5 protein-coding genes and 1 pseudogene are annotated in these 8,309 nt (G+C 71.1%); 3 read left to right on the top strand and 3 right to left on the bottom strand.

Annotated elements, in window-relative coordinates; genetic code table 11:
* Positions 1-604, top strand: a pseudogene (locus PV350_RS41605) (serine/threonine protein kinase); the annotation flags it as partial.
* On the opposite strand, the gene PV350_RS41600 reads toward PV350_RS41605, so the two are convergent.
* Complete coding sequence (locus PV350_RS41600) at positions 601-1,992, bottom strand: polysialyltransferase family glycosyltransferase (protein ID WP_500338603.1); 1,392 nt, start codon at positions 1,990-1,992, stop codon at positions 601-603. The pseudogene PV350_RS41605 and the gene PV350_RS41600 overlap by 4 nt on opposite strands.
* A gap of 2 nt (positions 1,993-1,994) precedes the next feature.
* Positions 1,995-2,963 (bottom strand): glycosyltransferase family 2 protein, encoded by a 969-nt coding sequence (locus PV350_RS41595; RefSeq protein ID WP_499512237.1) that lies wholly within the window; start codon positions 2,961-2,963, stop codon positions 1,995-1,997.
* A gap of 453 nt (positions 2,964-3,416) precedes the next feature.
* Here PV350_RS41595 and PV350_RS41590 point away from each other — a divergent pair, with 453 nt between their 5' ends.
* Positions 3,417-4,805 carry a glycosyltransferase family 29 protein gene (locus tag PV350_RS41590; protein ID WP_500338602.1) on the top strand — a complete coding sequence of 463 codons (1,389 nt, stop codon included), beginning with the start codon at positions 3,417-3,419 and terminating at the stop codon, positions 4,803-4,805.
* Positions 4,802-7,120 (top strand): glycosyltransferase, encoded by a 2,319-nt coding sequence (locus tag PV350_RS41585; protein ID WP_500338601.1) that lies wholly within the window; start codon positions 4,802-4,804, stop codon positions 7,118-7,120. Before PV350_RS41590 ends, PV350_RS41585 begins: the two co-directional genes overlap by 4 nt.
* A gap of 84 nt (positions 7,121-7,204) precedes the next feature.
* Here the strand turns inward: PV350_RS41585 and PV350_RS41580 are convergent.
* A partial coding sequence (locus PV350_RS41580) for an acyltransferase (protein WP_500338599.1) occupies positions 7,205-8,309 on the bottom strand: 1,105 nt, incomplete at its 5' end.

Raw genomic sequence — 8,309 nt, 5'->3', positions numbered from 1 at the left:
GCCGTGGCCCGCGGGGGCCCCGGGCGCGACCGGGGCCCCCGCGGGCCACGGCATCGCGGAGGCCGTCGACGAGGTGAAGCGGCTGCTCGACGCCGGACGCATCACGCAGGCGGTGGACATCCTGGGCGGCGTGCTGCCGGCCGCCGCGGAGAAGCACGGCGAGCAGTCACCGGTGGTGCGGATGCTGCGCAAGCAGTACGCGGCCACGCTGATGGAGGACGGCCAGTACCGCCGCGCCCTGCCGGAGCTGCGCCGGCTCGCGGACGAACTGGCCGCGGAGTCGGGGCCGCTGGGCCGCCAGTCGCTGCAGTACCGCTACGAGGCCGCGCAGTGCCTGGAGCAGTTGGGCGAGGCCCCGGCGGCACTCGCCGAGTACCGGGCGCTGCTGCCCTCCTTCGAGCAGTACCGCGCCACCGACCCGGAGTTGCCGCTGGAGGTGCGGCGCCGCATCGGCCACCTGCTGCTGTCGGTGGGCGACCGCATGGCCGCCCACGACGTGCTGTCCCGCCTGCTGTACGACTCCGACCGGGTGCACGGGCCGCACCACCCGTTCTCGCTGGAGGTGCGGCGGACGCTGACCTGGCTGGGGCAGGTCGGGCGTTAGCGCCTGGGCCGGGAGCGCAGGCGGCGGGCCACGCGTGCCATGCGGCGCACGGTGGTGTTGCCGCGCAGCCGCTGGGCGGCGCTGAGCGGGCCGCCGCCGGGCAGCCCGAGCGCGGTGAGGCGGCGGCGCCGGAAGTAGTACTCGGTGTCCGGGCCGAGGTGGTCCCGCAGCCACGCCGCGGTCTCCTCGCGCAGCCCGGGGTGCATCCTGGGCTGCATGCAGAAGCCCACGGCCCGTACGAGCGGGGCGAGTTCCCCGGCGGCGCCGCCCTGGGCACCCGGGGTGTCGACGTCGGGCACGAGGTGGTCGACGATGGTCAGCGGGACGCGGTTGCTGTTCTGGTACGGCGTGAGCCGGTCCAGCACCAGACGGGTCCCGGCCCGCGCGATCGCGACGTCGTAGTAGGCGCTCGCCGTGAGCATCGCGGTGGAGAAGCAGCCGACGACCAGCTCCGGCCGGCAGACCTCGTACAGCGTCTCGGCCAGCAGCGGGCCGTCCAGCACGCGCAGCCGCGCGCCCTCGGCCGCCGCGGCCTCCTCCATCGCCTTGGAGTAGCCGGCCGGCGCCGTGGGGTGGGGCTTGAAGACGATCGAGCGGTGACCCGCGGCGATCGCGCCGCGCACCATGGTGACGTGCAGCTCCTCTTCCTCCTGCGGGGTGAGGATGCGCAGGGCGGCGAGGTACTGGCCGAGCAGCACCGCGGTCGGCGGGTCCTGGGCGAGGGCGGTGAGCCGGGGGTCGTCCGCCGCCTCGACGGCGATCTCCTTGAGCACGGCCCTGAAGGCGTCGTCGGGGACGAGCTCGGGCTCCGCGCCGGTCTCCGCCAGCAGCAGCGGGCGCAGTCCGGGGACCAGGTCGAGGTGGAGGACCCGCTGGACGCGGTTGCCGAGGGGGCCCGGGAGCTTCTCACGGGTGGGCCCGTAGCTCATCAGGCCGTCCGCGTACACGTGGACGGCGCTCTCGGCGAAGATCGTGGCGAGCGCGCGTGCCGGGTTGACCTGGATCGACTCCACGACGAGCTCGACGGGGACGTCGCCCAGGCCCCAGGAATGCCGGAACAACCGCTGCCAGATGGAGCTCTCGTCCTCCAGCGGGGCCCACTTGGAGGGCCGGTGCGGGTGGATCACCTCGTTCCACGAGACGACCTCGTCGAAGCGGGTGACGATCCGCTGGTACCCGTGCATGTCGGAGAGCTGGACGACCGTCTCGGGGACCGGGGCGTTGTTGCTCACCAGCAGGATGCGCCGGGTGCCGGTGCGGGGCCCGAAGGCGCCGGCGTCCAGGGCGGCGGCGAGGGTCGCGGCGCCGTAGAGGGTCGAGACCTCGAAGATCTGGGCCCGGTCGTGGTTCATGCTCTCCTCAGCCCGTTCGGCCGTCGGCAGGGTCATCGTCAGGCCGCCTTCGGCGCGTCGCCGCGCAGCCGCTGGAGCACGTGGGCGCGCTGGATGTCCATCTCGGCGAGGGTCCGGTCCAGCACGTCCTGCGGCATGCGGGCCAGGGCGGCGGCGGACTGCCGCTTGAGCTGCCTGCCGGTCCCGGTGTCGTAGCGCCGCACGTTGGACATGTGGAAGGCGATCAGCGCGCAGTAGGTGCGGACGATCTTGGGCAGGAAGCGCTCGGCCTCGCGGTCGGCGAGCACGTCGTCGAGTATCGCGTCGTGGGCGGGTATGAAGTCCAGCTGCCGGCCGTCGCTGATCTGGGTGAGCGAGTCGCTGACCCCGCGCCGGTAGAAGACCCCGAGCGGGCGGATCACCCCGAAGGACCGGGCCGTCAGGTGCAGCCGCCAGACCCACTCGCGGTCCTCCGCGGTCCGCAGACCGGTGTTGTAGCGCATGCCGCCGTCCTCGAAGAGCCGGCGGTGGTAGATCCCGGCCCAGACGAAGGGGTAGTCGACCATGGTCGACACGTGCGAGGGCGTGATCGCGTCGCGCGGGTGGAGCACGGCGTCCCAGCGCCTGGCAGGGGGGCGGTGCACGACCCGCTCGGTGCCGGTGGCCTTGACGTGCCCGGTGCGCACGAAGTCGCAGTCCAGCCGCTCGATGCCGGCGACGAGCTCGTCGAGGTAGCCGCGGGCGTACCAGTCGTCGCCGTCCAGGAAGGTCACGTACGTCCCGCCGGCCGCGTCCAGTCCGCTGTTGCGGGACTGGGCGACGCCCTTGTTCTGCTCGTGCCGGATCACCCTCATGCCCGGCAGCCGGCGCTCCCAGTGGTCCAGGATCTCCGGGGTGCCGTCCGTCGAGTGATCGTCTACGAGGATGAACTCGGTGTCCGCCCCCGCATTGTTGGCCAGCCCGCACAACATGTCGTGCGCGTATGGCTGAATATTGCGGAAGGGGACGATTACCGAAAGTTTGGGCACCTGGGAATCCAGACGATCTCGACGCGGGCCACGGACTCCGGCCCCCCGGACGGTGCCGGAGGACAAGCGTATCGGACTAGATCCAGAGGGGGCGTCGGGAATGCTTCGGCAAGGTGAACGCAGGGAATACGGAATACGAACTCCCGCTTTTCCCCACGTCGTCCACGGTATCCCCCGGTCGCCGCCTTCCCCGTTCGCATCCGCTTAGATCCTCGTTCACTTGAACGTCACATCCACTCCCTATGGTGATCGCCTCCGCCCCATGTGCCGTGCGCGTGTCCATGTGCGTCGAGGTGCCCGGGCGGCGTCTGTTGATCCGCGCGGGAAACCCATGCAGTTCTCCCCAGCGGCCGTGTCATTGTTGGGAGCAGCATGGTCAAGTTCCGGGCTGGATGGCTCGAGAAAAGATTGGACAACTCCGCGGGCGCGGATATTCCGATCGCTTCGGTTTCCGTGGCCGAGTGCGTCCGGTCCTGTGCGGTCCACGGCGGCAAGCTCGCCAAGAACCTGGACTGGAGAAAGGGCCAGCTCGCCGAGGCGATCCGGGAACTGCTGGCCCGGTACGCGGCCGCGATGACCGATCCGGGTGACGCCGCCGCGCTCACCGGCGGGAAGAGCACCTGGCCGAAGTCGAACCCCGAGGTCTTCGACGCCCTGCTCGATGTGGGCAACAAGGCCGTGGACGTGCAGGGCGCCGACGAGCTGCAGCTCGCGTCGCGCATCACCGAGACGGTCCTCGGCGTCCGCAGGCAGTCCCGGGCCGGCTGGCGCCTGCGGGCGCGCCTGATGGACGCGCTCGGTGACGACGCGGCCACCATCGCCGCGTACGAGCGCTTCCTGGCGCTGACCCCCAACGACGACCTCAACATCGCGGGCCGCATCACCAAGCTGCGGGAGAGCGGCGAGCGCCTCGCGCAGACGCTGCAGCTGCTCCAGAAGCAGGCCCCGGGCTCGCGTGAGTTCGCGGGCGTCCCGGAGACCGAGCTGTGGGCCGAGGGCCTGGCCCTCAAGGACGCCGGCGACTGGGAGCGCGCCGAGCCCCGGCTCGTGGCCGCGCTCGTCGGGATGAGCGAGCAGGACGGTTCCGCCACCTCGGTGCGCGCGGCGCTGACCGACTACGTGAACATCCGTCTGGAGCGGGACCGTGGCCGGCTGGCCGGCTCGACCGAGCTGCTCGAGCTGTACGCCGACGACCGCCGGCTGCGCGAGCTGGACCCGATCCCGGACCCGGCGCTGACCGGTTCCGAGATGGTCGGCCTCAGCGACTTCCGCAACCTCATCGCGGGGAAGACGATCTGCCTGGTCGCCAACTCCCAGCGGGTGGGCTCCAGCACGATGGGTCAGGAGATCGACTCCTACGACCTCGTCGTCCGCTTCAACTCGTACCGGATCGAGGCGCCGGCCACCGGCACCAAGACCGACATCCACGCGACGATCCACCTGCACAACTTCAACTGGGACAAGAAGGTCCAGACGCGGCTGGTCTTCAGCGGCAGCCACCACCAGTGGCGCAACTCGGTCCGCCGCCGCCTGGTCCCCGGCGCCCAGCGCTACGTCGGCGACCGCACGCTGCGCTGGCCGGTGCGCGAGATCGGCAGGATCGGCGAGGACGCGATGCCGTCCATCCCCACCAGCGGTTTCAACATGCTGTGGCTGCTGGACTTCCTGGACGTCAACCCGAAGATCGACCTCATCGGGTTCGACTTCTACGACAGCGGTGCCTACCGCCTGCAGGAAGCGATGAAGCTCCCGATCGCCACCGCGCACGGCTACGCGGACGAGAAGGAATGGGTCATGGCCCGCGCCCAGGACGTCACTGAAATGAGGATATCGCTCCGATGACCGCCTCTGTCCCGGTTCCGGCGCCCCGGAGCGAAACGCTGACCGGCAAGCGCCGCGTCGCCTTCGCGTCGTACGTCGACGAGAACTACCTGCCCGGCTTCCTCACCCTGCTGCGCAGCCTGGCCCTGACCAACCCCGGCCTCTGCGAGGACTTCGTCGTCCTCTACGACGACCTGCAGCCGGCCTCGGTCACCGAGATCCGCAAGCTGCACCCGCGCGTCGTCATGCGCCGTGTCGTCCCCGAGCGCTACGACGACTTCGTCAAGGGCGACCCGGAGAACTACCTGATCCGCAAGGCGTACTTCATCCTCGACGTCTTCCGGATCCGCGACTACGACACGGTCATCACGCTCGACACCGACATGGTCGTCCTCGGCGACCTGGGCGAGCTGCTGCGGATGCGGCACGGCGTCGGCGCGGTGCCGCAGTTCCTGCTGGACCAGTCGAAGCTCAACAGCGGCCTGCTGGTCATCCAGAAGGAGTACCTCACCGACGAGTTCTGCGCGCAGATCGACGCCGTCGGCACCTCCGGCACGTACGAGCTCGACAAGCACGACCAGGGCATCCTCAACGCCCTGCTCGCGGGCAAGTTCGTCAAGATCGACCCGCGCTACAACTTCGTCAAGCGGCGGCTGTCCGGCGACCGCTCCCCCGACGAGGAAGACGTCGTCATCCTGCACTTCACCGGCCGTCACAAGCCGTGGAACGGCGGCGAGCACGGCTACTCGGGCGCCGAGGCGGCGTGGCGAGAGTACGACCTCCCCCACGCGGACTTCGTCGAGCGCTTCCTGGCCCTGGAGGACGAGAAGCACCCGGACCTGCTGATCCACTTCGGCCGCCACCTCGTGGCGAGCGAGAGCCGGCACGACGGCGTCCGCGAGGTCGCCGAGGCGTACCTGTCCAAGGGCCGGTACGAGGACGCGGTGGAGATCCTCGGCCGCTCGCCCATCCCGGCCGACGAGAGCCGTTCCCACGAGCTGCTCGGCCAGGCCCTGATGTCGACCTCCCGCTACGAGGAGGCCACGGCCCACCTGCTGCTCTCCACGGCCCACGCCCCGGCCGCCGCCCGCCCCTTCGGCCGGCTGGCGAACATGGCGTGGATCCTGGGCGACAACACGGCCTCCCGCGAGTACGCCCTGGCCGGCCTCAACGCGGACGTCAGCGACCGCGCCTGCCGGATCTCGTACGAACGCGCGGAGGCGATCGCCGCCCGCCCGGCCGAGACCGGCACCCCCTCCGAGCAGCTGGCGCACGTGGCGTTCTACATGGAGCGCCAGGGCAACGCGGGCGACAAGATCCTGCCCGAGACGGTCCGGCTCTGCTTCGGCCCGGACACCGGTGACCGCGGCTGGCACTCCATCCACGCGCACAAGCTGTTCGACGAGGCGGCCCTGGAGCGGGTGAACTCCCGCCGCGGCCTGGTCATCGGCGGCGGCGGCCTGTTCATCCCGGACACCTCGCCGAACGGCAACAGCGCCTGGCAGTGGAACGTGCCGGACCGGCTGCTGGAGAAGATCGACGTCCCGCTGGCGGTCTTCGCGGTGGGCTACAACGCCTTCGACGGCCAGTCGTACACGCGCCGCCGGTTCGAGGAGAGCCTGCGGCTGCTGGTCTCCAAGTCGGCGTTCTTCGGTCTGCGCAACCACGGCTCGGTGGAGAAGGTCCGCGCGCTGCTCCCCGCGGAGCTGCAGGACCGGGTGCTCTTCCAGCCCTGCCCGACCACCGTCTCCCGCCAGCTGGTGCCCGGCTGGCAGGACCCGGTGGAGCGGGACGACACGGTGCTGATCAACTGCGCCTACGACCGCGCCGGGCTGCGCTTCGGCCACGACTACGACCACTTCCTCCGGGAGATGGCCACCGCGGTCCGTGCCATCGGCAAGCACGCCGAGGTCCGCTACGCCGCTCACGCGCTGGACGACGAGCGCTTCGTCTTCGACCTGCGGCGTGAGTACGGCATCTCGCTGCCGGTCGAGCCGATGTACGACTTCGACACCGACCAGCTGCGCACCGCCTTCGCGCGCACCAAGCTGGTGATCGGCATGCGCGGCCACGCGGGCATGATCCCGTTCGGCTGCGGCACGCCCATCATCAGCCTGATCTCCCACCCGAAGATGGCGTACTTCCTGTCCGACATCGAGCGCCCGGAGTGGGGCGTCTCCGTCCACGACCGGAACCTCGGCGCGATCCTCGCGGAGCGCTCCATCGGCATCCTGGACAACCTGTCGGCGACCGTCGCCGACGTCCACGGGCGCCAGGAGGCGCTGTGGAAGGTGACGCAGGACAACGTGGCGAAGCTGAAGACCGTCCTCGGCTGAGCCTCCCGGGGGAACCGGTCCTTCAGGAGGGGCGCCGTGTCGGTGACACGGCGCCCCTCCGTCACGTGCTCCGGGCCTTCGGGGTCAGCCCAGCCAGCGGTTGAGCCGCAGGCGCGTCCACAGCAGGCTGGCGGCGAAGGAGAGCACCACGGTCCCGGTCACCAGCAGCGTGATCATGAGGACGGCGCCCGGCCAGCCCGCGTCGGCGGAGACGAGGTGCGGGGCGAGCGCCCGCAGGAACATCAGGTGCACGAGGTAGGCGCCGAAGGCCGCACCGCCGAGCCGGGACACCAGCGGGCGCAGGCGCTCCGGGATGCTGATCCGGTTGAGGGCCATCACCAGCGCGCCCGCCAGGAACGGCACGGCCAGGCCCGCGTAGGGCGAGGGGTAGTGCACCCAGTGCTCGTACGCGACCACCGCGGCCCACGCGCAGACCCCGGCCGCCAGCCACCTCAGCCGCCGGCCGCGGCCGGTGGTGGCCGCGAGCGGCAGCGCGAGCAGCGCGGACCCGGCGGCGGCGTACGCGACCTGGTACGGGGACAGGTTCCACTCGAAGTCGGGCAGGTTCACGTGGACGACCTTGCCGAGGTCGCCCATGAAGGTCGGCGCGATGGCCAGCAGGACGAGCAGCACGCCCAGGCCCCAGGGCCGCTTCCCCGCCTTGATCAGCGCGGCGAGCGAGAGCAGCAGGATCACCGGCACGTAGGCGTACAGGTACCAGAGGTGGTACGCGGGCTGGATCGAGCCGAACAGCGACTCGAGGGCCAGCCGCTGCGTGGGACGGGAGTTGGTGTCCCGGATCCAGTCCCAGGCGAGGTACGCGGCGGTCCACACGCCCATCGGCACCACGATGCGGGTCAGCCGTCTGCGGACCTGCGTACCGTCCCGGGGGGTCGCGCCGACCAGCACCACCCAGCCGGCGATCGCGAAGAACAGCGGCACCGCGCACCGGGTCAGCCCGTCCGAGACCAGCCCGGTCCAGTAGACGGGCCGGCCGCCGGAGGGCTCGCGGCCCACGGCGTTGAGGAGCTGGCCGGCGGCGTGGCAGACGATGACACCGATGGAGCACAGGACGCGCAGCAGGTCGATGTCGTATCTGTGCTCACGCGGCCGGGCGACGGGCGTGGTGGACGCCTCGCTCGTCCCGGTCGCGTGACCGGTGGTGAGGGCGGGGGCGGCGGTGGTCGTC

Source organism: Streptomyces sp. PA03-6a (genome assembly GCF_033792765.1).
Taxonomy (GTDB): Bacteria; Actinomycetota; Actinomycetes; order Streptomycetales; family Streptomycetaceae; genus Actinacidiphila.
This window is presented reverse-complemented; position numbering and strand designations above follow the sequence as displayed.